Here is a 23,215-nt window from a genome sequence, read left to right on the forward strand (position 1 = left end):
AATTGATCTACTCTACGGTGACATGCACCTCAGCCAGCTCGACCACACCATCAGCAAAATCAATCACGCGCACCAAGCAACCCGGCAACTCTACTTCTGTGCCTGGCTCAGGGAAATTCCCCAGCGTCTCAATAATTAAGCCCGAGAGCGTGTTTGGCCCGTCAAGTGGGAGCTTCAGGTCCAATTCACGGTTAATTTGGCGCAGACTCATGCTGCCTTCCACGCGATAAACCTGATCCTGCTGATGAATAATCTCCGGGCTTTGATCATTTTCATGCTCTGAAGCCAAATCACCGACGATATGGGTAAGGATATCCTCAAGCGTGATCAAGCCCTGAATATCGCCGTATTCATCGACGACCAACCCACTGCGGGTTTTGTGTTGCTGAAAATGCAATAGCTGACGACGCAATGGCGTCCCTTCCGGCACATACAAACAAGGGCGTAGTGATTCGAGCAATGATTCTTTGCTCAAGTGCTTATCGTGGAATAGCTGAATAATATCGCGGACATGTAGCATACCTTCAACTTGATCCAGATTATCGCGATAGGCAACCAAGCGACCATGGCGACTGGTCGTAATCTGCTCAATAATCTCATCCCATGGATCACTGAGATCCACGCCTTCAAGTTCATTGCGTGGCACCATCGCCTCATCAACTGAAATATCTTCCAATTCAAGCACACCCATCAGCATCTCCTGACGCTCAGGCGAAATCGATTGGGTCGAAGACGATAGCACAATACTTTTCAGCTCTTCATTGGTAATGGCCTCATCACCACTGGTCACCGAACGGATACCCAGCGGACGAAGCAGTAACAGCACAAACCAGTTGATCATCGCCACCAATGGGTAAAGCAGGAATACGAGCCCTTTAAGCGGGCGAGATGCAGGAAATGCAATTTTCTGTGGCGCAATCGCCGCCAGCGTTTTTGGTGCTACCTCAGCAAAAATCAACACAAGAATGGTCAAAATAATCGTTGATAACAACACGCCGAGATCACCGAGTAAACGAATGCCGATAATCGTCGCCAAAGATGTCGCGGCAATATTGACAAAATTGTTGCCGAGCAAAATCGTGCCCAATAAACGATCTGGACGCTTGAGCAAATTCAGCGAACGAGTTGCAGAAGGATCGCCCTCGTCAGCGAGATGCTTAACCTTATAGCGGTTGAGCGACATCATCGCCGTCTCGGAAGAAGAAAAGAATGCCGAAATCATCAGGCACAAAACAAGACAAATCAAAAGAACCCATATGGGTACGTTATCCACGAATACTCCTTAAGCGCGAATCACAAATTGCAAAATAACATTACTCACCACATACCCGGCGAGGAGCAGCGTGTAGCCCAGCGCATTGATCAAAACGATCTTCATACCACGCTGGTGGCCAATGAAGTAGGCAAAGCACAGCCATGAATAAACCAGCCATGCAATTATCGTCAGGACCGTCTTATGCCACAAATGCTGAGCAAACAAATCATCGACAAACAGCCAACCTGAAAATAACGACAAGCCAAGCAGGCACACACCGATCGCCGTCAGCCACATCATCATCCGCTCAAGCCCAACCAGCGAAATGACGTTATTACGCGTCAGTTGTTTTTGCTTTAACCGCTGGAACAGCCAGCCGTAAAGCAGCGCATTGATCAGCGCCACAGAAAGCACCACCCACGCCGCAATTGAGGACAAAATATGCCACAGCATACCCTGCTCAAGATTTGCAAGAAACGGTTTTTCCGCGTGAAATACCAAAGGCAAGCCAACCAGCACAGCATTGAGCAGGCAAATCATCACCCCAGCCAAAGCCAACTGCGCCCGCCATAGCCAGATGACGGACAAACACGCCACGCCCCAGCCATAAATGGAAATCACATTAAAAATAGAGAGATTAATAACCTCCCCTGCACTAACCTGCATAATCAAAACAGCCGCATGAATCTGGCACGCCAGCACCATCACACCCAGTGCCCAGAGCGCACTGAACTCTCCACGATTCACACGCAGGAACAAATAAGCAGACAGCAAATATATAAAAGAAGCGGCTATGGGCAGCCAAAGCTGCATAAGAAAGACCCTGTGTCATTGTCAAAACGAAGCCGCTATAATACACCAAACACATATAAATATGCCAAGGAGCCACGCGCATGTTTGAGAATTTAAGTGATCGCCTGCAAGGGACGATCAAAAAACTAAAAGGCCAAAGCCGCATCACCGAGGCAAACATCAGCGATGCCCTGCGCGAAGTGCGCATGGCACTGATTGAAGCGGACGTTGCCGTCCCTGTCGTCAAAGACATGGTCGCACAAATCAAAGAACAAGCCATCGGGCAAGAAGTCGGGCAAAAACTCTCACCTGATCAAGCATTCCTAAAAATTGTACAAGCTGAGCTCACTCGCGCCATGGGTGAGGAAAATAGCGCGCTAAACCTCGCCACCCAACCGCCAGCCGTTATTCTTATGGCTGGTTTGCAAGGCTCGGGTAAAACCACCTCAACCGCAAAACTCGCCAAAAAACTCATCAAAGAGAAAAAGAAAGTTGCTGTGGTCAGTGCGGACGTCTATCGCCCCGCTGCGATCGACCAGCTGCAAACCCTTGCAGAGCAAGTTGGCGCGACCTTTATCCCGTCAAGCACAGACGAAAAGCCGCAGACCATCGTCCAGCGCGCTCTCGATACCGCAAAAAAGCAATTCTTTGACGTCCTGATCGTCGATACCGCCGGTCGCCTGCACATCGACGAAAACCTGATGGATGAAATCAAAACCATCCACAGCGCCGTCAACCCAATTGAAACCCTGTTTGTCGTCGACAGCATGACCGGCCAAGATGCCGCCAACACCGCCAAAGCCTTTAACGAAGCTCTGCCTTTAACCGGTATCGTGCTCACCAAAATTGATGGTGACGCGCGTGGCGGTGCGGCGCTCTCTATTCGCCAAATCACCGGTAAACCTGTCAAATTCCTCGGTGTCGGCGAAAAAACCGACGCACTGGAGCCCTTCCACCCCGAGCGTATCGCCTCGCGCATCCTCGGCATGGGTGACGTACTCGGTCTGATCGAAGACATCGAACAACAAGTCGATGCAAAAAAAGCCGAAAAGCTCGCCAAAAAATTCAAGCGCGGGAAAGGATTTGACCTCGAAGACTTCCGCGAACAACTCGCGCAAATGCGTGGCGTTGACCTCGATAAAATGCTCGAAAAAATCCCCGGCATGAAAAACATCCCGCAAGAACTCAAAAATCAGCATTTATCACCAAAGAAAATCGCACGCCAAGAAGCCATCATTCTCTCAATGACCCCAGCTGAACGCCGCAACCCCGACATCATCAAAGGCTCGCGCAAAAAGCGTATTGCGGCTGGCTGCGGATTGGATGTCCCAGAAGTCAACCGCCTGCTCAAGCAATTCAAGGAAATGCAAAAGCAAATGAAGAAACTCAAAGGCGGCAAAATGAAGCAACTCATGCGCGGCATGGGCGGCGGCATGCCACCAATGGGCGGCATGGGCGGCGGATTCCCGTTCAAATAATTTTCTGAATACAACTAACTAAATACAATTATTGAATAAACAAAACCGGTCAAGCAAAGCTTGATCGGTTTTATTTATATCAGATAATCTATTCACACCCATGTGTGGCGGGCGACGAGACGTCAGATCGATTGCTTTGATCACAGTCTGGTTTCAATTCGCGCCCGCGTGAACGGGCGACCCACGATTGAGCAGGCGCAACAGAGTCGAGCCTTTGTTTCAATTCGCGCCCGCGTGAACGGGCGACGTTGACGACGGACTGATTCTATTTCCAAATTAAGTTTCAATTCGCGCCCGCGTGAACGGGCGACTAAATTATAGGCGTAATTTTACAGTTTTACGCCAAGTTTCAATTCGCGCCCGTGTGTAACGGGCGACTCACCGCCAGTACGCCACGTTTGATGCCATTTCAGTTTCAATTCGCGCCCGTGTGTAACGGGCGACCTCTCGACGCGGCGAGTTACTAGCTAAAGCAAAAGTTTCAATTCGCGCCCGTGTGTAACGGGCGACTCGAGTATTATTTGTCTGGGGGCTGGTTATTTCCTGTTTCAATTCGCGCCCGTGTGTAACGGGCGACGAGCCAGGTGTGCTGTTGCGTTACCAGTTTCGTCGTTTCAATTCGCGCCCGTGTGTAACGGGCGACTGTTTTGCTCATGTCTGGTGATATATTTTCATCAACGTTTCAATTCGCGCCCGTGTGTAACGGGCGACCCACGACAATGATGCAGACAACCCACGTGAGTGGGTTTCAATTCGCGCCCGTGTGTAACGGGCGACATTTAACTTCCTCGACTTTCCAGTCGTCAGTACGTTTCAATTCGCGCCCGTGTGTAACGGGCGACTGCCATCGCTAAATGGCTTGCTGTATCAGGTCGTAAAGCGGTTTATTCGCTAACCGACGCTGATACGAAGCAAATATTATGTCCAGTTGTTAAAGATCATGCAAATTATTGAAAAATTTTGCGTTAGTGTTTCGCCAATCTACCGGTAAAACAATGAGAACCTACGGTTAGCGATTGCCCGCTAGCTATATAATCAATGGATCACGAAATAAATCAAATCCGGCTTTGGCACCGTGGTGTTCGACTTTCTTTTGCCATTTACTGCCCAGTTGATAGAAGCGTAAGCTATCGGTTTCGGGATTGTATTCGTCGAGTAAAGCTGCTTTAAGTTTTACCCATTGTGCCGGTGTGATCTCACATTCAAATACAGAATATTGCACCCGCTGACCGTAATCCTGACAGCATTTGGCAATACGGCGCAAGCGCTTGGCGCCCTCCGGGTCTTCAAATGAAACGTCATACGTAATCAGTACCATCATAAACGTTACCTATCGCATCAAAAACGGGGGATAACAGGCAAGATCACCACGAAGATGCCGCGCCAATAGTTGTGCCTGTATGTGGGGCAACAGGCCAATCTCAACTTCTTCTTCGAGATATGGGTGTTGTATTTTTTCTTGCTTGCGCATTTGCAACGCCTGAAACAAGGCTTTACGACTGTCGTCTTTAAGTTCAACCGCGCCACTGGCAGCGTAGATAAAGTCTTTGTCTGCAAATTGACCACGATTGAGCATACTGATCACCATACGGTCAATCCACCACGCGCGGAACTCTTCCAAAATATCCTGAGCGAGGCTGTCTCTGCCCGGACGGTCTGCATGTAGGAATCCGACTTGTGGATCCAATCCGACACCTTGCAACGCCCCACTGATTTCTTTGCCAACTATGCTATACAGCAATGACAACATGGCGTTAATCGGGTCACGCGGCGGGCGGCGATTACGCCCATTAAAATCAAATTGTTGGCGGGTTTTGTCGGTTAGCAGATAACGGAAGACGGCAAAGTATTGTGCAGCTGCATCACCTTCAATACCGCGAACCTGATCAATATGATCGGCACTTTGTAACTTTTTCAGTGATGCATTGAGCTGACGGATGGCGATAGTGACGTCTTCATGTGCACCATGATTACGCTGTCGCCGTTGTAAAACACGCCGCGCCGACTGAATTTTTGCGGCAATGATATTGCGCGCGATGTCCAGCGGTGCTTCTGCTGATATGCGATATTGCGCACGCCGCAAAAGCACATTACCACTTTGCCGCCCTTGTAACCTGCCGAGGAACTTGCCATATTCACTATAAAAAGCCAGATTAACCTGATTCTCTCCACAAAACCCGAGTAAATATGGCGAGACCAATACGTTGCCGAAGCAAAAGATGTTGGCGATCGCATGTACTGGCAACTGGATAAGCTTTTTGCGCTCGCATTCTACGACCAGCGTCTCACGCTCTTTGTGCAAATAGCAGCCTTGCCTAGTGATATAGAGCGTATTCTGTAATTTACGCATAACGGCTACTCGATATTAAACAGCGCAGCCACATAGGCTTGGCTGTGATCATTGGCGATTTCTTGTGGCTGGCAGGCGTCAATCAACGAGCAGGCTTTGCAATGTTTGCCATAAACCGGTGCGGGTGTGTGCCCCGATTCAAGCATGGTACGAACATCAGCAATAATCGCACGGGTTGTATCGCGCAAGCGCTGACTCAGCAACACGGATTCACGCCGCCGCGTTTGCCCATACCAAATCACACCTTCATCAATCTTCACGCCACACATTTCTTCAAGGCATAATGCCTGTGCGCAGAGTTGCACGCTGTCTGAGTCGTCTGCTTTCTTGCGTCCACGTTTGTATTCGACCGGTTTTAGCGCATCGCTTACCGTATTCACTTCAAGCAAATCGAGTTTACCAATCAAACCCAATGCTTGCGAGGATACCGCCACACCACGCTCATAGCGGATACCTTTGCGCGTTTCGGGTACGCCACTGTCGACCCTTTCATGCAGTATTCTGCCTTGTGCGGTTAAAAAGTTTTCTGCCCACAACTGCTCGTTGTGAATCAACGCACATTGTCGCGGGCAAAAAGCGTAGTGCCGCAAGGCTGATAATGCAATCGCATCCATCATGGATACTTACAGCTTTTCAATCACCTCAACACCTTGTGCCTGCAAATCAGCCTGACCTTCAATGCTAATCCGATAATCGTCAAATCCGCTTGCCGGTGTGTTGGCTTCACCGTTGACCCGCTCGACCTGTACCGCATCAAACAGCTTGTGCGCGGGTAAGTTCCCCAGTGCATCCTTGTGCTTGAAGACGATGAGCTTGCGCGCACTCATTTCACCACGCGCCGCAGAGTGATCGTGCTCGAACATCAGCTGTAATGCCTGCCACAACTTGTCCAGATCCGCTTCGGAAAAGCCGGTCTTTTCTGCCAGCTTGGCCGATACAAAGCCATGCGCGCGGTATAGACCATAAGGCACAATATGCTTGCGTCCCATGGTGCGCTCTTTTTCAAGGTCTTTTTCGTTGGTCACCGCCATACGTGTTATCGATATTTCCAGCGGAATAATTGGATCGATAGACTGGGCAAAGGCAAGCTGCACAGGTCCGCGCACTTGACCGCTATTTACTTCTGTCGTCATCACCGCACCAAAGGTACGTACGTCAAAAAAGTTCTGGCACATCCATGCAGTAACTTCGCGCGCCTTTTGTTCGTCTTTGGGCAATTTTTTCGCAACCGGCTCGATATCCAATGCCTCATAAGCGCGCTTATTCTGCAAATTGAGTACGCTTTTTTCCTTGACGTAGATTTCATAACCGGGCGTATTTTCTTCGCTCATTTCAATGAAATTGCGAATTTTGCGCTTGAGGCAAACGTCCGTAACCAGTCCCTTGCTGGACTCAGGATCAAGGCGTGGCATATTGCCCGCATCAGGATCGCCATTGGGATTGCCGTTCTTTACATCAAAGAAAAAGACAAATTCATAACGGTTTGCAATACTCATGATCCACTCTCCTCATCTAAATTATCCAAGTCCAATTCATCAATATTTTCAACCAGATTATCTGGTGCTTTCTTACTTCTACCAAAACGCTCAAGATAATAGCCAATCGCAAAACGCCCTTGCTCAGACAAATCCATTGTTTTAGGGAAGAAAAATTCAGCATCGCCCTCATTACCACAATTTACGATATCCCCAAATTCAGTTTCTAACCATCCTGCCATATTCTTAGGGTTCTCTATCCACTTTGCTTTTTTCCCTTTACATAAGTCAGCTATATGATGATGATAATTCTTTATTAATAATGGGAAAACAGACTCTGGTCGCGCAGAAGCGCTCCCATAAAAACGCGTTTTTATACCAGCATTAATATCCCCCAATGCCGAGTTTTGCGCCATTTCTAACACGGCAAACAGCCGCCCCAGCCGATAGGCAATATCCTTTGTTTCTCGATCCAAAGCCATAGAAATATTCTCCCCTTTATTGCGTACTAAAATCGCTTTAATCATTGCTACCCGCAACGGACTGACCTCTCCATCCGCGCGCAAGCGACTGACAATCTTGCTCAGTAACGACAGCGGATACGGCTTGCCACTGATCACGGCACGCATCAGTTCACCGGCCAAATGTGGCGATATATCCTTGCTGTCCGATTTTTTCAGCTGCCCATTGGCATCACGCCGCTTGGGCACCGTTTCAATCAACAAGCGCCATACCGAAGGCAGCGTTCGCCACGGTACAGGATCAAGCATTAAATCGTTATAGTGGGCGGCAAAATGGCGGGTAAGCTGAATCAAATCGGTTGCTAACCAGAAACGAATTGAAATCCGCGCTGCATTGGGCGCCAAGCCCAGCACATAGCATTGGGTATCGGGATCAAGATCAGGGCGCAGTTTGCTCAATGGTTGCCCTTCTGCCAAGCGTTGCAAAAATACCGATAGCTGCTGATTTTCAGCGTCATCATCCGGCGGGCTCATCACTTCGGCAAATAAATCTTCCGCGGCTTCGGCCTGCACAGCATCATCTGCAACCGCCCAAAACACCGTACTGGCATCACCAATACTGACGCACTGGCCATGATCGCGATTGAGCAAATAATTCAGTGCGGTTGTGTAGGCAAAAGCCGTTGAAGCTGAAACCGGTGCGTTTTCACCCTGTGATTTACCGTAAGACTCAAACGCATCCTGATTAAATGACACAATCGAGCCACCGGACGACTGCCCGCCCCATACGCCTTTAATCGCCGGATGAACCCTTGCTACCGCAGCAGATTGCCCATCCAAACACGGTACGGCTTCACCTTCACCACGATCGAGATATGCCGCCCAAATGGCTTGTGCTGCCGGGCGCTGATGCAAGTAGTCCATATCACCATCAAGTCGAAACACAACATTGGCATCGACCACCTCAAGCGGGCAAACCGATTCGGCAAATCGCCCCGGTTGCCAACGCTGCAAAAATGCCTTGAACGCCTGCAAACCTGCATCATCATTGTCTTCTAGCAATTCAAGGTGCCAGTCGCGGAAGGCTTCAAAGGTTTCACGGTAGGCAGTCACCCACGGCGTTTCCTTGGCTGCCTTTTTATCCTTGTTACCTTCAATACCCAGCGTATAGGCGGTTTTATCCCACAAAAAATTGGGCTTGATGCCAGAGGCACGTTTTTCCAAATGTTTCGGCACAGCCAGCTCTTTGGCTTTGGGCTTTTTATCTGCCGTCAGGTTGGGGATAACATCAACCACTTCACCATCTTGAGACAAAACCAGAACATAACCAATTTTTTCCTGACTGTAGCCAAATGGCGGTACTTTAGGCAAACCGGCACTCGTGGTTTGGCTTGCCAAGCGCTGATAATATTGCGCCAATGCCTGCACAATCATGACATCACCCCTTCCGCGTGTAGTGGCGGTACGTCAATCACACCATCTTTCATTTCAGCACGGAAAAAATGCGGCGTTTGCTCTTGCCCAAAGGTAATATCGTGCAGCATCCAACCCAAATCCTTATCCGCTGCACTACCCAGCTCATGTTTCGGGAATTGTGCCGACTGCTGTGGGTCAAGCCATGCGAAATGCGCCGGAAACTCACGCACACCAAGGCATGGTTGCTGGAAGCATTGCCCCTTTTGCGCGCGCCGGTTAAACATACTGATGTGTTTGGCGGCTGAATTGTCCGCACTTTCGGCACCGACCAAGCGAAAATGTGCTTCAATGATATAAGCCACATCGCGCAGCACCGTCGCCGCACGCTGCTGGCGGTCTTCTTCGATGAATGTGGACAAACCGGCCGTACTCTTGCGCTTCATCGCACCGCTAACCGTACTGGCTGACAGTTTGCTACCCAATTCATTGCGCCGTACCGACTCAAAGCGAATCGGCTTTAACACGTGAATACGGTCAATCACCCATTCAATTTGCGGCTTCCAATAGATCGCTGAAACGATGCCCCGTGCTGCAGACGGCGTCATCACATCATAACTCACACGCTCCACTTTCATCTCTGGTCGGGTAAAGCAGGCATAATCACCCCAAACATGCAACGCGATACCATAGGCCATGTTTTACTCCATATACTCACTTGAGCATCATCAAAATATACATTTCACGTGCCTCTTGCGAGGCACGACAATCATGAGTCAAAAATACTCTATTACAGTTTCAATCCACTTGAAGATACTGTCCTTCAAGACGAAAATCTGAAATAACAAAATTGATAGCAGCAGTTTGCCACTTCCCTCGATAGACAAGAGATAACTTTCATCGTCTCGCTTCTCCATACTAACGCGCCACTTCAAGCCACCAAGCCTCGTCTAACCTTCATGATCAGCCTATTTTATCAAGATTCTGTAGCAGAATCTATGATAATCTTCTGTAAAAGAGTATAAGGATATATTCTTTAAAGCACCAAATCAAACGAAGATATAAAATCAGGATTTTTCCAGCTTAAGCCAGCCCGATCATCGTAAAGCGCCAAGCCAATCAATACTGGAAACTGCTGTGCAAAGCGCTGTGGCTGGACAAATTCTACCCGCCCCGTTTCACACAAGGTCTGCAATGCTTGTTCGGGAATTTGTACCAGATACGGCTGCAAACGGCGCATTAATCCACCAATATGCTCGGCGTAATGCAGACGCTCGATTATTTTTTCTGCTTCGCCGTCAAACGGCACAATCAGCGGCAACATATAGCTATCAATCATCCGGAATTGCTTGGTAATATCCTGAAAAGGGAAATCCAGACTTTTTGCCGAACCGGTATGCAGTTCAACCAAGCGATGTTTGTCCAATTCATTACCCATTTGCGCATAGATGCGCTGGAAGTAGTAGGTCATCGCTGCTGTTGATAACGCATCATCGTGGTGACGCAAGGTTTCGCGCATGATCGCTGCCAAGAATTTGATGCTCGGCGGCGTCGGCCAGCCCACAGGGGCAAATACCCACACTTCACTGTCTTCTGCCGATCTCTTTCCTTCACGGTTACATCGCCCCGCCGCCTGTGCCACAGAATCCAGCCCCGCTTCAGCACGCATCACAAACGGGAAATCTACATCAACACCACACTCAATCAAAGACGTACTGACCAAGCGACATGGTAAACCGTCACACAAACGTTGCCTTACTTCGGCCAGCACTTGCTGGCGATGCGCCGCACACATCAGCGTAGTCAGGTGATAAACCCCATCCAGATCAGCCGCTGCTTCATACAACGCACGCGCATGGCGGCGATTATTGACGATCAGCAGCATTTGCTCGTGTTGTGCAAGGATATCGTGCAATGCGGTATCGTCTTTTTCGCCAACGTGATGCACCGTCACGCGCTTGAGCTCAGTAAAAAGCTTTTCCGGTTCAGGCGCAATTTCCCGTACCTGCTCAAAGCCATTATAAAAATCATTCTCTTGCTGAATAGCGGGCTGGGTCGCGGTACATAACACAACGCTACAGCGGTAATTCAACGCCAATTCATCAATAGCCGCCATAATTGGGCGCAATAAGGTCAGTGGGATCATTTGCGCTTCGTCGAGAATAATCACGCTACCGGCGATATTGTGTAATTTTCGACACTGTGAAGAACGGTCAGCAAATAACGATTCAAAAAATTGCACCGCCGTCGTGACAACCACTGGTATTGACCAGTTTTCCGATGCACGACGTAATTTATCGCGCGTTTCCTCATCTTTGATACTGCGGTCGTCAAACGCACTGTGGTGTTCCAATACGGCTTCTGTACCCAAAGCACCAAAAGCACGGCGAAAAACAGCCGCATTTTGCTCGATAATGCTGGTGTAAGGAATCACATAAATAATGCGCCGCATCTCTTGCTGCAAGGCATGGCGTAAAGCAAAAGCCATCGAGGTCAATGTCTTGCCGCCACCCGTGGGCACAGTCAAGGTGAATAATCCTGCCGCTAACCCCGATTGCGCTACGGCATGGTCGAGTATGTGGTTACGCAACGTATTAATCGAACCATATGTGGTGCTTTGTGTACGTAAACCATCCATATAACTTTGGAAGGCGTCATTCAGTGCGCCAAGTGATGGCGGCTCATTTAATTGAACCGTATTGCCCTCAAGTTTTTCGTAATAATGCTGCGTATCAAGATAGTCTGCATCAACCAAGCACGAATAAATCATACGGGTCAGCATGGCCATACTGAATCCGGCTATTTTTTTTCCTGGCTTAAGGGATGGTGCGGTAAGCGTAGCAGGCAAGGCAATTTCTTCTTGCCACAAATCGTCAAGCACTTCCAGATCAGATCCAAATTGCAAATCCAGACGTTGCTCTAACGTACGCCGCTTATCGCCCTTTTGTACCGCATTCGCCAATCCAGCATGATGACCGGCAATCACAAAAGCCAGTATTTTTGCCAAAGCCACTTCAAGCCGATTTGCTGCCCACTTTTCAACCGCTATTTTTGCACCCGCAGTAGCGTGATCGACACTGCTACCACCGCGCAAACGTTGCTGATAGCGTGCGCTGTATTTACCCAAATCGTGCAATTTACCGGCAACTTCAGCCAGCTCTTGGGCTCCGAACACACGGGCAAACTCACCCGCTACAAGCCCCACTGCAAGCAGGTGATCGTCTAGCCGTTGCCAATCTGACTCGTCACCTTCCGTGCCAGAATGGGCAAAATAGGTTTGCTTGCTATCCATCAACAGTTTTCCGGTATATCAAATGATTTGCCAAAGCCGAGGATGAGTTGTCCGCCTTCGGGGATTAAGCGGATAAGATGAAAGTCGCCGAGGCCGCGCAGCAGTTCGACGGTTTTGCCGTGACGGGTTTGCAGCGCGTCGAGTAAGGCTTGGTAATCAGTATGATTACGGGAAATGGTTTCGGCACGAACGGGTTGGGTCATGCGGCGGCGCGAATAGATGTTGCCGGTTGCGGATTCATCTTTAAGCAGCATAATTTGTCCGCGTCCGTCAGCCAGCAATGCTTTGGTACGCGCGGCAAGTGTCGAGATAAAGATGTAATAGCAACCATCTTGAAAGACAAACGGCGCATGGCTGAGCTGGTTGTCGCCACAGCTCAAAATCAGACCAAGGCAGCTGTCGCGCAGTTCGGCGACGTAATTGGCTTCTTGCTCGGTAAAGGGTTGACGCAGTTTTTGCGCTTCTGAATTACTCATGGCTTAACCTCTTTGACTTCTATTTTGCCTTCTTTGACTACTTCAAGTAGTTTTTGAGCGTCAAGATCATCAGGGTAATTTTTAATGTAGGCTTCAAGCATTCTTTGCCCTTTTGTGGTGTCCTGATTACCGAGATAAGCTATGGCAAGCGCTTTGGCCGCGCCTGTATTATCGCTTTCATACGCTGCTTTGAGTTGGGTAATGGCACGCTCGGTCTGCCCACTGTTGGCAAGGAATATACCGTATTCCTGTTGGATATCGGCCAGTTCTTTACCTTTAAATTGACCGAGTAACCATTGATAAATACGATCTGCCCCGGCAGCAGCATTTGGTATATCGAGGTTGTGTGCAATCACACCAAGGCGTGCTTGCTCACGAACAAAATAAGGATATTCCGGGCTGTCTTCGGGAATGATGGTTTTAATCAGGTAACCGAGCTGGCCATTAAATGCTTTGACATTTTCGACCATTTTGGCGTGATCCGCATCATTATCGAGTTTGGTTGGATACTCGCCAGCATAACGCGCCAAATGGTTGACCATCTCGTGAATTTTATCCAGATGCACATCCGCACCCTGCTCTTTTTCTTCAATAGCATTCATAAATTCGACCGGCTGATACGGTATCGTCCAGCCGTTTTGCGCAAGCAGTAATGCTGCCAATAACAGGCTTGTGCAACGCATGTTTTCTCCTTAAATATTCGTTATATTGAACTTCACTGGTAATCACTCTACCATGTGTTTCTTTTCAGGAGGTTATCATGAGCAAGAAAATGAATGTTGAGAGCTTTAATCTCGACCACACCAAGGTCAAGGCGCCCTATTTACGCCTTGCCGACAAGAAAACTGGTGATAACGGCGATGTAATTTATAAATACGATTTACGCATTTGCCAGCCAAATAAAGATCACATGGATATGCCTGCACTGCACTCTTTGGAGCACTTGATGGCTGAATTGTCGCGCAACCACAATGAGCACGTACTCGATATTTCCCCAATGGGCTGCCAGACTGGATTTTATGTATCGCTGATTAACGAGCCAGATTATCAGACCGCGCTGGACATGATCGAAGATACGTTAAAGGACGTGCTGGCGGCGACTGATGTACCAGCGTGTAACGAAGTACAATGCGGATGGGCTGCAAGCCACTCACTCAAGGGCGCTCAAGAATTGGCACAAGCGCTGCTCGATAAGCGTGATGAATGGGAAGAAGTATTTGCCTGATATAGCCAAACGCCTTTAACTGCATACAGTATTGTACGAAGTTTCGTTCAGCTATAGATAATGAGATACAAAAAGCCGCTACGGTAAAACGCAGCGGCTTTTTTGTATACGGATTTAGGCTGTACGTAATGCAGCGATAAAATCAATATCCAGAACAATATCGGTTTTTGGAATCGCACAGCAGGCGATGACTTCGCCGGGCATGGCAAATGCCAGCGGCGTACGTACATAGGTAAATTCGCCCTGCACGCGTACCCGACAACTGCCGCAATAACCTTCGCGACATTGGTACTCAACCGCATGGCCAGTACGCTGCAAGCCATCAAGCAGCGTTTCTCCCGGCCGGAGGGTAAAGCGATGATTGTTGGTCTTGATCTGGCTCATATTACAGCTCGAAATCATCCAAATCGTCCATATTGACTTCCGAGTCAATCTGACCAATCAAGTAAGAACTGATTTCCACTTCCTGTGGCGCAACTTGCACGTTGTCTGACGACAGCCATGCATTGATCCACGGAATTGGGTTTTGCCGTGAATTTGGGAATGCAGGCTCTAGCCCAACGGCTTGCATGCGTAGGTTGGTGATGTATTCAACGTACTGGCAAAGAATATCGCGATTAAGCCCGATCATCGAGCCATCCTTGAATAGATAGTCAGCCCAGTCTTTTTCCTGCTCGGCCGCGAGTCGGAAAATCTCAAACGCATCATGCTCACACTCTTTGGCAATTTCCGCCATTTCCGGGTCGTCTTGACCACTGCGCAAGATATTGATCATGTGCTGGGTACTGGTCAAGTGCAGGGCTTCATCACGCGCAATCAGTTTGATGATTTTGGCATTACCTTCCATCAATTCGCGCTCAGCGTAAGCAAATGAGCAGGCAAAGGACACGTAGAAACGAATCGCTTCCAGTACGTTAACGCACATTAAGCACAGATAAATCTTCTTCTTCAGCTCACGCTCATTAACCACACATTTTTTTCCATTCAGGGTGTGCGTGCCATAGCCAGCAAGCAAGTAGCGTTGGGTGTACTCAATCAGGTCATCGTAGTACTTAGCGATGTCTTGCGCACGTTTCTGAATGTATTCATTCTCGACAATGTCATCAAATACAAGGCTAGGATCATTGACGATATTACGAATGATGTGTGTATACGAACGCGAGTGGATGGTTTCTGAAAATGACCACGTTTCAATCCATGTTTCCAATTCAGGTATAGACACCAACGGCAACAAAGCCACATTCGGACTGCGCCCCTGAATTGAATCAAGCAAGGTCTGGTATTTCAAATTACTGATGAAAATATGCTTTTCGTGCTCGGGCAGGTTCTGGTAGTCGATACGATCTTGTGAGACGTCGATTTCCTCCGGTCGCCAAAAAAACGACAGCTGCTTTTCAATCAGTTTTTCAAATACTTCGTACTTTTGCTGGTCGTAACGTGCAACGTTAACCGGTTGACCAAGAAACATTGGCTCGAGTAACTGGTTATTTTTCTGTTTGGAAAACGTGCTGTAACGGTATTCACATGCTTCGGTCATCGTGTGGCTCCTTATATTTTGCAGGCGCCGCCGGCACAATCGTCGGCGATGTCGTCCTGGCTATCGGCTGCCCCATCACGCGTGTTGTGGTAATACAGGGTCTTAACGCCCAGTTTATAGGTCAACAATAAATCCTTAATCAGCTGGTTCATCGGTACTTTACCGCCCGGGAAGCGCTGTGGATCGTAACTGGTGTTGGCTGAAATGGTCTGATCGACGAACTTCTGCATCACGGCAACCAGCTGTAAATAGCCTTCGTTGCCCGGCATTTGCCATAACAGCTCATAGGCATTTTTCAGGTTAGCGAAGTCCGGCACGACCTGCTTCAAAATGCCGTCTTTCGAGGCTTTAACCGATACAAATCCACGTGGTGGCTCGATACCATTGGTCGCGTTGGCAATCTGGCTCGATGTCTCTGACGGCATCAGCGCACTCAAGGTTGAATTACGCAGGCCATGAGTGACAATTTCTTCGCGCAACGCTTCCCAATCAAGCTGTAAAGGTTCATTACAGACATTATCGAGTTCCTTTTTATAGGTATCGATTGGCAATTTACCTTGGCTGTAAGTCGTCTCGTTAAATGCCGGACAAGCACCCTTCTCTTTTGCCAACTGATTGGATGCCTTAAGCAAGTAATATTGAATGGCTTCAAACGCGCGATGAGTTAAGCCCAATGCCGAGCCATCGCTGTATTTAGCACCATTTTTGGCCAGATAATACGCGTAGTTGATGACGCCAACGCCAAGCGTACGGCGCTTGCGCGTCGCATTGTGCGCGGCTTCAACCGGATAATCCTGATAATCGAGTAGTGCATCCAAAGCACGGACGATCAAGTCAGCCACCGGCTCAATCTCGCTTAAATCTTCAAATGCGCCAAGGTTAATCGCTGACAACGTACACAAGGCAATCTCGCCTTCTTCATCGTGCAGATCATTAAGCGGTTTGGTTGGCAGTGCAATTTCCATACATAAGTTGGACTGGCGCACTGGTGCAACAGCTGGATCAAACGGGCTATGCGTATTGCAGTGGTCAACGTTCTGAATGTAGATACGCCCTGTTCCGGCGCGCTCTTGCAGCATCAGTGAGAATAAATCGACGGCGGGCACACTACGCTTACGGATACTGTCGTCTGCTTCATATTGCTCATACAAGCGCTCAAACTCTGCCTGATCCGCAAAAAATGCGTCATAAAGGCCTGGAACGTCTGACGGCGAGAACAAAGTAATATTCTGCTTTTTCAAGAGGCGCTGATAAAGCAAGCGGTTAATCTGTACACCATAATCCATGTGGCGGACGCGGTTCGCTTCGACACCACGGTTATTTTTCAATACCAACAAAGACTCAACTTCAAGATGCCACATTGGATAGAACAAAGTCGCAGCACCACCGCGTACCCCACCCTGCGAACAACACTTGACCGCAGTTTGGAAATGCTTGTAAAACGGGATACAACCAGTATGGCGCGCTTCACCGCCGCGAATCTCACTGCCCTCGGCGCGAATCCGGCCAGCATTAACGCCAATACCCGCGCGCTGTGAGACGTAGCGCACAATCGCACTTGAAGTAGCGTTAATCGAATCAAGGCTATCGCCACACTCAATCAACACACATGAACTGAACTGGCGCGATGGCGTGCGCACACCGCTCATGATTGGCGTTGGCAGAGATAGTTTGAACGTGGATGCTGCATCGTAGAAACGCTTGACGTAATCAAGGCGAGTTTCTTGAGGATAGCTGGCAAACAAGCACATCCCAACCAGCATATAAAGGAACTGTGGGCTTTCGTATACTTCACCAGTCACGCGGTTCTGCACCAAATATTTGCCCTCAAGCTGCTTCACCGCAGCATAGGCAAAGTTCATGTCGCGCCAGTGATCAATATAGTCATTCAGCTCGTTGAATTCAGCTTCGCTGTAATCACGCAAAATATGCTGATCGTATTTACCATGCTCAGTGAGCTTTTGGACATGCTGATAAAAGTGTGGCGGCTCGAACTCACCATAGGCGATCTTGCGCAGGTGAAAAATCGCCAAGCGTGCTGCGAGATACTGATAATCGGGTGTTTGCTCAGAAATCAGGTCAGCGGCTGCTTTAATGATCGTCTCATGGATATCATCGGTACGGATGCCATCGTAAAACTGGATATGCGAACGCAGCTCAACCTGCGATACGGAAACATTGTCCAGACCTTCAGCGGCCCAAGCAATGACGCGATGAATTTTGTCGAGATCAATCTTCTCTTTGCGCCCGTCGCGCTTAGTAACCTGTAAATGCTGAAAATCTACCATACCGCCCTCAAACACAATATATATGGATCAAAAATGACTTGGCACACTATATAGTGTGCCAAGATGAGAATCAATCTTTACTTTTCCTGTGTCATGGCAGTGGCCTGTTTCAACGACGAAAAAAATTTTTATCCACCAGATATCCACAGGATATATGTATCCGATAGACGCAAAAAGGCCGCACCTAAGCGCGGCCTTTTAACTAACAATATAAATATTAATTAGTTAGGCATAATGATCTGAGGACCATCCTGCTCACCCTCTTCAACCTTATCAACATCGACAGAGAAATTCAGGGTTACGCCAGCAAGTGGGTGATTACCATCAATCACGACCACTTCATCACCAACTTCCTGAACAAATACAGTGACAGGGCCTTGTGCTGTTTCAGCCTGTAACGGCATACCAGCTTGCAAATTTGGAATATCTTGCAACTGCTCACGAGGAACGCGCTGAACCGCTTCTTCGTGACGCGGGCCATAAGCATTCTCTGGCTCAATAGTGACATCAATATGATCACCAGCGGCTTTACCCATCAGTGCTTCTTCCAAGCCTGGGATGATTTCGCCAGCACCAGCTGTAAATACCAATGCTTCACGGCCTTCTGATGTATCCAGCACCTCACCTTCAGGGTTGGTCAAGGTATAGTGGATACTGACTTTCTTACCATTTTCAATCTTCATAAATTCCTCATTTATCGTGGTTTGAGTGTTTCGCTAATGCACCCTAACACAGCCTGACTCATCGACCAAATAAATCACCACGCTAAGCTACATTTTCTTTAGGCAATAAAAAACCCTTTGTAACGTTGTTACAAAGGGTTTTTGGAATGGTGCCCAGAAGAGGACTCGAACCTCCACGACCGTAAGGTCACTAGCACCTGAAGCTAGCGCGTCTACCAATTCCGCCATCTGGGCTAAAATTTGGAGCCGGAGACAGGAGTCGAACCCGCGACCTACTGATTACAAGTCAGTTGCTCTACCAGCTGAGCTACTCCGGCGTATGTCTTGCGACAAGGCGGCTATTCTATGCATTTAGATGCTGCTGTCAAGCACTTAATCAAGTTTTTTTACTCATAACTAGCCAACTTGTTAATATGTCGCGCATTCATCATCGTTATATAACCCGAGGCAATAGCAAAATGAGCGTTACATTGCGTAAATTACAAAAGCGCCTGCGCAAGCATACCGGCCAGGCAATCGAAGATTATCAAATGATCGAAGATGGCGACCGCATCATGGTCTGCCTGTCGGGAGGCAAAGACTCCTACACCATGCTCGACATGCTGATGTCCCTGCAACGCAGTGCACCAGTCAATTTTTCACTCACAGCTGTCAACCTCGATCAAAAGCAACCCGGCTTTCCCGAGCATATATTACCCGAATACCTCGAGTCCCTCGGTGTGGATTACCACATCATTGAGAGTGACACCTACTCTATCGTCAGCGACAAAATAGCCCCAGGCAATACGATGTGCTCGCTGTGCTCACGTCTGCGCCGTGGTCATCTATATACCTACGCCAAAGAGCACGGCATGACCAAGATAGCGCTCGGACATCACCGCTTCGACATCATGGAAACATTTTTCCTCAATATGTTCCACGGCGGTCAACTCAAAGCCATGCCACCAAAGCTACAGAGCGACGATGGCGAGCATATTGTGATTCGCCCGCTGGCCTATTGCGATGAACGCGATATTATCAAATACAGTGAGTGGAAAGACTTCCCTATCATCCCGTGCAACCTGTGTGGCTCTCAGGAAGGTTTACAGCGCCAAGCGGTGAAGGAAATGCTGCTTGCATGGGAAAAAGAGCACCCACAGCGTCTGGATAGTATTTTTGCAGCCATGACGCGGGTCAAACCTTCTCATTTACTTGACCGTGAATTGTTTGACTTCGCCACTCTCGGTAGCCGTACTGAAGGTGATACAGATAGCTGGCTCATCCCAAGTAAACCATCTGCACCGCCACCAACCAATGAACACCCGCTGATTTTCCATCCATGAATTTATAAAAACGGAGAGAAACACACAAAAGCAAAATAACTTTTCAATATAAATCAAGTGGTTGTAAAATTGTTTGAATATTTGCTTGACGCTTTCCGCTTAAATCAGCATAATGCGCACCTCACAACGACGCGCCCGTAGCTCAGCTGGATAGAGTACCTGGCTACGAACCAGGCGGTCGGAGGTTCGAATCCTTCCGGGCGCGCCATTCTGAATACCTAAAGCCCTGCTGATATCAGCAGGGCTTTTTTATTATCTGAGCACAATAATGATCGTGAACAACAATCAGCAAAGGTTTTCCAGTAAAGCATTTCGCTGCTTTCAGCTCAGCAATAAATCCCCAACCTATAGTCGGCAACAACCTTTATAAAGTTTTATTATTGATTAAAGTACCTACTCGGCATCTCTTTTCAGGAAAAAGCGTCGCAACCCTATAGAGGGACTACCCAGTATTGATCAATTCAGCCCAGCGCCGCTCAAGATGCTCTGCCAAGGCTTTTAATGCTTCTGCTGTACTCAGCTCAATACCTTGATCTTTAAGTTGCGTCATATGCATACCGACCAAGCCGCAGGGGTTAATCCCGAGAAACGGGCTGAGATCCATATCAACGTTGAGTGCGACACCGTGATAAGTACAGCCCTTGCGTACTTTCAAACCCAGTGAAGCAATCTTTTCTCCACCGACATAGACGCCGGGTGCATCGGCGCGTGCTTCAGCTTCAACACCGTAATCACTGAGTAGATCAATCACACTTTGCTCAATCATGGTGACCAATTTACGAATACCGACATTGGCACGCTTGATATCCAGCAGCAAATAAATAACTGCTTGCCCCGGGCCGTGATAGGTAATTTGCCCACCACGGTCAATTTGAACTACTTCAATATTGCCAGGGTTTAGCAGATGTTCGGCTTTACCTGCCAATCCTTGCGTATAGACTGGAGGGTGCTCAACCAGCCACAGCTGATCCTCACTATGCGCATTACGTTGCTCAGTGAAATCACGCATTGCTTGCCATACTTCACGATATGGACGCAGGCCCAAATACTGCAAATGCATCACTATAGCGCCATTAAAACCAATGGATCAGCTGTCAATGCAAGGTATACCTTATCTATGCTTTCTTGATCTTCAAAAATCGCCACGATGGTAAAAGAGAGATATTTTTCATTGCTGCTTAACTGCTCATCGACGCGCAGCAATTTCTCACTAGGAATCTGTTCATTGACGATCTTAAGCACCAATGCTCGAAACTCTGTACTGTTTTTTCCCATAACTTTGATCGGAAATTCAGCAGGGAATTCAATTAATGTTGTCAGGGACTCATCGTGTAGGGGTTGTTTGTGCTCGTCATTCATGATGCTTACTCTTTTTGCGGATTATTGCAGGCAATTATAGTTGAATCCATTTGAATGCCAACTGAGTACCTGCAAGTCAATAAAATAAAAAAGGCGCCGAATGGCGCCTTAATCGATCACACTGACATTACAGTGCGCGAATGGTCACATTAGCCGTACCTTTTTGAATCACGCCAAGCTGTCTAGCCGCTTCCCTTGAAAGGTCAAGCACTCTATTCCCGTGGAACGGACCGCGGTCATTAACAGTAACAACGACGCTTTTACCGTTGCTGTTGTTAATAACTTCGATTTTTGTACCAAGAGGGAGTTCTTTGTGCGCTGCTGTCAAAGCATTCATATCAAACCGTTCACCGCTTGCCGTCTTGCGACCATGAAAGCGTTTACCATACCAAGAGGCGCGCCCTGTCTGGACGAACCCATCACTATCAGCCAGTGTCGTATAGCGTTTGCCACGGACTGTATAGCTAACTGCCCGTTGAACAGCGCGACTTTTGCTTACCGCGCTTGGTCGAGCTGAACGAGCCTGTAATTGATCAAGGCGGTTAATGATATTGCTATGCCCTTCAGCCGTCTTCTCTACAGGCTTCGCTGCAATAGCCAACTTATCGTATTCTTTAAATAAAGATGCTTGTTTTTCTTCTGATGCTTTATCACTACCTGTTTCGTTGGCAGCTTCCTCGGCTTGAGGAGATGTTGATGCCACTACAGCTTCATCGCTGTTCACTGCAATATCAAAGCTGGGCATGACCACTTTTTCTGTTGTCTCGGCCTGCACATTGCTAAATGATATAAGGGCGCCAAGCACGATATAAGAAATACTATTTCTCATCATGAATGTGTCTCTTTCTACTGGATTGAATTTGTCTTGATAGCTGCGTTACAGCCATTGCATATAAAGGCGAGGTATTATAGCGGGTTATGACGTAAAAATTCGGATAAGTTAACCACCATTCATCTCCTTGCGCGCCTTTCAGGATGAGACTGCCCACCATCACTGGTGTTTCGGCAAGATCCATGTTTATTAAATTTTGTTCATCCTCTAGAATATTGCGGTCAAAATATGGTTCATGTGATTGACCAAAGTGATCGATCTGCGGATCTTCATCCAACTGCTCGGCAATTTCTCCACCGCGCACCCAGCCCCGATTCGCAAGATAGTTTGCAATGGAGCCGATGGCATCATCAGCGCTATGCCACAAATCTATTTTCCCATCGCCATCATAATCGACTGCGTCATTAAGATAACTGGTCGGCATGAATTGCGCCATACCCATCGCGCCAGCGTAAGAACCCTCTATCGCCAGTGGATTAAAATTCTGCTGCTGAGCCATGCGTAAAAAACCATCCCATTGTTCACAGAAAAATTCAGCACGCTCAGGATAGTCAAAACACAAGGTAGAAAGTGCGGCAAATACAGGCGTATTACCGGTAACTTTCCCATAGCGCGTTTCAACCCCCAAAATAGCTACAATTATTGCAGGATCAACGCCATACTCTTCTTCAGCTCGGGCAAGCGTATCGGCATGTGCTTGCCAAAATGCTACGCCATTTTCAATCCGTGATTGATCAAGGAAGATGGGGCGGTACTCCGCCCACGTTTTGGTCTTTTCAGCCGGGCGGCTAATCTTGCGCAATACAGACTCATCTTGCTTGGTAGCCAGCAGCAAAGACTGCAAATAAGCTTCATCAAACCCTTCTTTCTCAGCCAACTGATGCGCACGCATCAGCGCTTCATCACGATAGGCATAACTTTCTTGCTGATGCTCTTCCTGAGCCATCACAGCGGCGGTAAGCGGAAAAATCAACATG

22 protein-coding genes, 3 tRNA genes and 1 CRISPR repeat array are annotated in these 23,215 nt (G+C 48.2%); of the genes, 4 read left to right on the plus strand and 21 right to left on the minus strand.

The window, feature by feature from the left end; translation table 11 throughout:
• Positions 1–7 precede the first annotated feature (7 nt).
• Together KRX19_00210 and ccsA are read right to left on the minus strand one after the other, a co-directional pair.
• Complete coding sequence (locus tag KRX19_00210) at positions 8–1,273, minus strand: HlyC/CorC family transporter (GenBank protein ID MBV7433442.1); 1,266 nt, start codon at positions 1,271–1,273, stop codon at positions 8–10.
• A 9-nt stretch (positions 1,274–1,282) separates the two neighbouring features.
• Positions 1,283–2,068: a cytochrome c biogenesis protein CcsA gene (gene ccsA / locus KRX19_00215; protein MBV7433443.1), complete on the minus strand. Its 786-nt coding sequence runs from the start codon at positions 2,066–2,068 to the stop codon at positions 1,283–1,285.
• Between the two features lie 80 nt (positions 2,069–2,148).
• On the opposite strand from ccsA, the gene ffh reads away from it, so the two are divergent.
• Positions 2,149–3,525, plus strand: a complete 1,377-nt coding sequence (ffh, locus tag KRX19_00220; protein MBV7433444.1) for a signal recognition particle protein — start codon at positions 2,149–2,151, stop codon at positions 3,523–3,525.
• A gap of 150 nt (positions 3,526–3,675) precedes the next feature.
• Positions 3,676–4,367: direct repeats of the CRISPR family, unit length 32 nt; unit sequence GTTTCAATTCGCGCCCGTGTGTAACGGGCGAC.
• Between the two features lie 185 nt (positions 4,368–4,552).
• On the opposite strand, the gene cas2 is transcribed toward ffh, so the two are convergent.
• From cas2 to KRX19_00265, 9 genes are all read right to left on the minus strand, one after another.
• Entirely contained in the window at positions 4,553–4,846 is a 294-nt protein-coding gene (gene cas2 / locus KRX19_00225) for a CRISPR-associated endonuclease Cas2 (protein ID MBV7433445.1), read from the minus strand.
• A gap of 9 nt (positions 4,847–4,855) precedes the next feature.
• On the minus strand, positions 4,856–5,875 hold the full coding sequence (gene cas1c / locus KRX19_00230; GenBank protein ID MBV7433446.1) for a type I-C CRISPR-associated endonuclease Cas1c: 1,020 nt from the start codon (positions 5,873–5,875) through the stop codon (positions 4,856–4,858).
• A 5-nt stretch (positions 5,876–5,880) separates the two neighbouring features.
• The gene (gene cas4 / locus KRX19_00235; protein ID MBV7433447.1) at positions 5,881–6,492 is read right to left on the minus strand and encodes a CRISPR-associated protein Cas4; all 612 of its coding nucleotides are present in this window, start codon (positions 6,490–6,492) and stop codon (positions 5,881–5,883) included.
• Between the two features lie 6 nt (positions 6,493–6,498).
• Positions 6,499–7,374, minus strand: coding sequence for a type I-C CRISPR-associated protein Cas7/Csd2 (gene cas7c, locus KRX19_00240; GenBank protein ID MBV7433448.1), 876 nt, complete (start codon positions 7,372–7,374; stop codon positions 6,499–6,501).
• Complete coding sequence (cas8c, locus tag KRX19_00245) at positions 7,368–9,245, minus strand: type I-C CRISPR-associated protein Cas8c/Csd1 (GenBank protein MBV7433449.1); 1,878 nt, start codon at positions 9,243–9,245, stop codon at positions 7,368–7,370. Before cas8c ends, cas7c begins: the two co-directional genes overlap by 7 nt.
• On the minus strand, positions 9,242–9,922 hold the full coding sequence (gene cas5c / locus KRX19_00250) for a type I-C CRISPR-associated protein Cas5c (GenBank protein MBV7433450.1): 681 nt from the start codon (positions 9,920–9,922) through the stop codon (positions 9,242–9,244). The genes cas8c and cas5c overlap by 4 nt, the downstream gene beginning before the upstream one ends.
• A gap of 338 nt (positions 9,923–10,260) precedes the next feature.
• Positions 10,261–12,516, minus strand: a complete 2,256-nt coding sequence (gene cas3 / locus KRX19_00255; GenBank protein ID MBV7433451.1) for a CRISPR-associated helicase Cas3' — start codon at positions 12,514–12,516, stop codon at positions 10,261–10,263.
• Positions 12,516–12,992, minus strand: a complete 477-nt coding sequence (locus KRX19_00260) for a hypothetical protein (GenBank protein MBV7433452.1) — start codon at positions 12,990–12,992, stop codon at positions 12,516–12,518. The genes cas3 and KRX19_00260 overlap by 1 nt, the downstream gene beginning before the upstream one ends.
• Positions 12,989–13,675 (minus strand): hypothetical protein, encoded by a 687-nt coding sequence (locus KRX19_00265; protein MBV7433453.1) that lies wholly within the window; start codon positions 13,673–13,675, stop codon positions 12,989–12,991. The genes KRX19_00260 and KRX19_00265 overlap by 4 nt, the downstream gene beginning before the upstream one ends.
• Before the next feature lie 77 nt (positions 13,676–13,752).
• Here KRX19_00265 and KRX19_00270 point away from each other — a divergent pair, with 77 nt between their 5' ends.
• A complete protein-coding gene (locus tag KRX19_00270; GenBank protein ID MBV7433454.1) occupies positions 13,753–14,217 on the plus strand; it encodes an S-ribosylhomocysteine lyase in 465 nt (154 codons plus the stop codon).
• Between the two features lie 114 nt (positions 14,218–14,331).
• Here KRX19_00270 and KRX19_00275 read toward each other — a convergent pair whose 3' ends face one another.
• The 6 genes from KRX19_00275 to KRX19_00300 form a co-directional block, all read right to left on the minus strand.
• Complete coding sequence (locus tag KRX19_00275) at positions 14,332–14,601, minus strand: 2Fe-2S iron-sulfur cluster binding domain-containing protein (protein ID MBV7433455.1); 270 nt, start codon at positions 14,599–14,601, stop codon at positions 14,332–14,334.
• Position 14,602: 1 nt separating this feature from the next.
• Positions 14,603–15,754: a ribonucleotide-diphosphate reductase subunit beta gene (gene nrdB, locus KRX19_00280; protein MBV7433456.1), complete on the minus strand. Its 1,152-nt coding sequence runs from the start codon at positions 15,752–15,754 to the stop codon at positions 14,603–14,605.
• A gap of 11 nt (positions 15,755–15,765) precedes the next feature.
• Positions 15,766–18,042 carry a ribonucleoside-diphosphate reductase subunit alpha gene (gene nrdA, locus KRX19_00285; GenBank protein ID MBV7433457.1) on the minus strand — a complete coding sequence of 759 codons (2,277 nt, stop codon included), beginning with the start codon at positions 18,040–18,042 and terminating at the stop codon, positions 15,766–15,768.
• A 221-nt stretch (positions 18,043–18,263) separates the two neighbouring features.
• A complete protein-coding gene (locus KRX19_00290; GenBank protein ID MBV7433458.1) occupies positions 18,264–18,725 on the minus strand; it encodes a peptidylprolyl isomerase in 462 nt (153 codons plus the stop codon).
• A gap of 147 nt (positions 18,726–18,872) precedes the next feature.
• A tRNA-Leu gene (locus KRX19_00295) sits at positions 18,873–18,959 on the minus strand.
• Positions 18,960–18,966: 7 nt separating this feature from the next.
• A tRNA-Thr gene (locus KRX19_00300) sits at positions 18,967–19,042 on the minus strand.
• A 141-nt stretch (positions 19,043–19,183) separates the two neighbouring features.
• Between KRX19_00300 and ttcA the strand changes: the two genes are divergently transcribed.
• Both ttcA and KRX19_00310 read left to right on the plus strand, forming a co-directional pair.
• On the plus strand, positions 19,184–20,047 hold the full coding sequence (gene ttcA / locus KRX19_00305; GenBank protein ID MBV7433459.1) for a tRNA 2-thiocytidine(32) synthetase TtcA: 864 nt from the start codon (positions 19,184–19,186) through the stop codon (positions 20,045–20,047).
• Between the two features lie 131 nt (positions 20,048–20,178).
• A tRNA-Arg gene (locus KRX19_00310) sits at positions 20,179–20,255 on the plus strand.
• A 234-nt stretch (positions 20,256–20,489) separates the two neighbouring features.
• On the opposite strand, the gene lipB is transcribed toward KRX19_00310, so the two are convergent.
• The 4 genes from lipB to mltB all read right to left on the minus strand — a co-directional run bounded on the left by lipB (position 20,490) and on the right by mltB (position 23,214).
• The gene (gene lipB / locus KRX19_00315; protein ID MBV7433460.1) at positions 20,490–21,107 is read right to left on the minus strand and encodes a lipoyl(octanoyl) transferase LipB; all 618 of its coding nucleotides are present in this window, start codon (positions 21,105–21,107) and stop codon (positions 20,490–20,492) included.
• 2 nt (positions 21,108–21,109) lie between these two features.
• The gene (locus tag KRX19_00320) at positions 21,110–21,406 is read right to left on the minus strand and encodes a DUF493 domain-containing protein (protein ID MBV7433461.1); all 297 of its coding nucleotides are present in this window, start codon (positions 21,404–21,406) and stop codon (positions 21,110–21,112) included.
• A gap of 127 nt (positions 21,407–21,533) precedes the next feature.
• Positions 21,534–22,151 (minus strand): septal ring lytic transglycosylase RlpA family protein, encoded by a 618-nt coding sequence (locus KRX19_00325; GenBank protein ID MBV7433462.1) that lies wholly within the window; start codon positions 22,149–22,151, stop codon positions 21,534–21,536.
• Between the two features lie 73 nt (positions 22,152–22,224).
• Positions 22,225–23,214 (minus strand): lytic murein transglycosylase B, encoded by a 990-nt coding sequence (gene mltB, locus KRX19_00330; protein ID MBV7433463.1) that lies wholly within the window; start codon positions 23,212–23,214, stop codon positions 22,225–22,227.
• Position 23,215 lies beyond the last annotated feature (1 nt).

This window comes from Cardiobacteriaceae bacterium TAE3-ERU3, from assembly GCA_019218315.1.
In the GTDB taxonomy this organism is placed as follows: Bacteria; Pseudomonadota; Gammaproteobacteria; order Cardiobacteriales; family Cardiobacteriaceae; genus JAHUUI01.

Coding starts and splice junctions, on each gene's coding strand:
- nrdB (MBV7433456.1), bottom strand. CDS start 15,754: ATGACCGAAGCATGTGAATACCGTTACAGCACGTTTTCCAAACAGAAA.
- cas2 (MBV7433445.1), bottom strand. CDS start 4,846: ATGATGGTACTGATTACGTATGACGTTTCATTTGAAGACCCGGAGGGC.
- cas1c (MBV7433446.1), bottom strand. CDS start 5,875: ATGCGTAAATTACAGAATACGCTCTATATCACTAGGCAAGGCTGCTAT.
- cas8c (MBV7433449.1), bottom strand. CDS start 9,245: ATGATTGTGCAGGCATTGGCGCAATATTATCAGCGCTTGGCAAGCCAA.
- cas5c (MBV7433450.1), bottom strand. CDS start 9,922: ATGGCCTATGGTATCGCGTTGCATGTTTGGGGTGATTATGCCTGCTTT.
- KRX19_00275 (MBV7433455.1), bottom strand. CDS start 14,601: ATGAGCCAGATCAAGACCAACAATCATCGCTTTACCCTCCGGCCGGGA.
- KRX19_00270 (MBV7433454.1), top strand. CDS start 13,753: ATGAGCAAGAAAATGAATGTTGAGAGCTTTAATCTCGACCACACCAAG.
- ffh (MBV7433444.1), top strand. CDS start 2,149: ATGTTTGAGAATTTAAGTGATCGCCTGCAAGGGACGATCAAAAAACTA.
- ttcA (MBV7433459.1), top strand. CDS start 19,184: ATGAGCGTTACATTGCGTAAATTACAAAAGCGCCTGCGCAAGCATACC.
- KRX19_00265 (MBV7433453.1), bottom strand. CDS start 13,675: ATGCGTTGCACAAGCCTGTTATTGGCAGCATTACTGCTTGCGCAAAAC.
- KRX19_00320 (MBV7433461.1), bottom strand. CDS start 21,406: ATGAATGACGAGCACAAACAACCCCTACACGATGAGTCCCTGACAACA.
- KRX19_00290 (MBV7433458.1), bottom strand. CDS start 18,725: ATGAAGATTGAAAATGGTAAGAAAGTCAGTATCCACTATACCTTGACC.
- lipB (MBV7433460.1), bottom strand. CDS start 21,107: ATGCATTTGCAGTATTTGGGCCTGCGTCCATATCGTGAAGTATGGCAA.
- KRX19_00260 (MBV7433452.1), bottom strand. CDS start 12,992: ATGAGTAATTCAGAAGCGCAAAAACTGCGTCAACCCTTTACCGAGCAA.
- KRX19_00325 (MBV7433462.1), bottom strand. CDS start 22,151: ATGCCCAGCTTTGATATTGCAGTGAACAGCGATGAAGCTGTAGTGGCA.
- mltB (MBV7433463.1), bottom strand. CDS start 23,214: ATGTTGATTTTTCCGCTTACCGCCGCTGTGATGGCTCAGGAAGAGCAT.
- cas4 (MBV7433447.1), bottom strand. CDS start 6,492: ATGATGGATGCGATTGCATTATCAGCCTTGCGGCACTACGCTTTTTGC.
- cas3 (MBV7433451.1), bottom strand. CDS start 12,516: ATGGATAGCAAGCAAACCTATTTTGCCCATTCTGGCACGGAAGGTGAC.
- ccsA (MBV7433443.1), bottom strand. CDS start 2,068: ATGCAGCTTTGGCTGCCCATAGCCGCTTCTTTTATATATTTGCTGTCT.
- nrdA (MBV7433457.1), bottom strand. CDS start 18,042: ATGGTAGATTTTCAGCATTTACAGGTTACTAAGCGCGACGGGCGCAAA.